Source organism: Sphingobium estronivorans, from assembly GCF_008692605.1.
In the GTDB taxonomy this organism is placed as follows: domain Bacteria; phylum Pseudomonadota; class Alphaproteobacteria; order Sphingomonadales; family Sphingomonadaceae; genus Sphingobium; species Sphingobium estronivorans.
The window spans coordinates 1-669 of the sequence record NZ_LFCT01000071.1 but is presented as its reverse complement, the minus strand read 5'-3'; the positions used below and the strand labels follow the sequence as shown (position 1 = coordinate 669).

1 protein-coding gene is annotated in these 669 nt (G+C 58.0%); it reads right to left on the bottom strand.

Features of this window, described 5'->3' with window-relative positions; translation table 11 throughout:
* Positions 1 to 83: 83 nt before the first annotated feature.
* Positions 84 to 669 (bottom strand): DUF7686 domain-containing protein (locus F7P65_RS22150; protein WP_162854750.1); only part of this gene is annotated, 586 nt, incomplete at its 5' end.

Sequence of the window (669 nt, the reverse complement as noted above, 5' to 3'; positions counted from 1 at the left end):
GTCGGGTGGTGTATAATACACCATTTCTGCCCACGGTCGCCAGTGCATCATCGCTGCTGACGCATGCGTTCTCGCCTATGCTCTCAGACTTCCTCGCTTGGATCCTGGATTTCGAGATGGATGCGCCATCCCTCGAAGGTCATGAGCATGCGACCAAATTGCTCCCAACTCACCTCCTGCCCATCGATGACCAGCAGCGGCATATAATCAGCGGATTCCGGGTCGCAGGTAAGTTGGCCTCGGACGGTCGTTCCCGAAATGGCCAGCCCCAGATCGCCTTTGACCAGGTAGGTTGTGGCCAGATCATGCCGCATCCGTTCGAGCAGGCGCGTTATGAGATCAAACGGATCGGCGTCCGCAGCGCTATGCACCTGGAATTCGTAACCTTCCCGTCCTCCACCTTTGACCTCGACAGCCTCAAGCGACAGCATCGTGCCAAGGAGCCGCAGCACAAAATGGAACCGATGCCCGGTCCCGTTCGCATCGGGCAATTCCATTGGCAGGAAGGCGATATGGGTGAAGGTCAGCCCGCTCCGGCGGGCGACCTCCTCGTTATGGCAGCGGCTGCAAAGCTTCCGGTAACCGGCCTCGATGTTCCCGAAATGCGTTATTTCGAAGTCTGGAACGCCGCTATGGCATTCGTCGCATGATATGCGCGGCATCATTCTC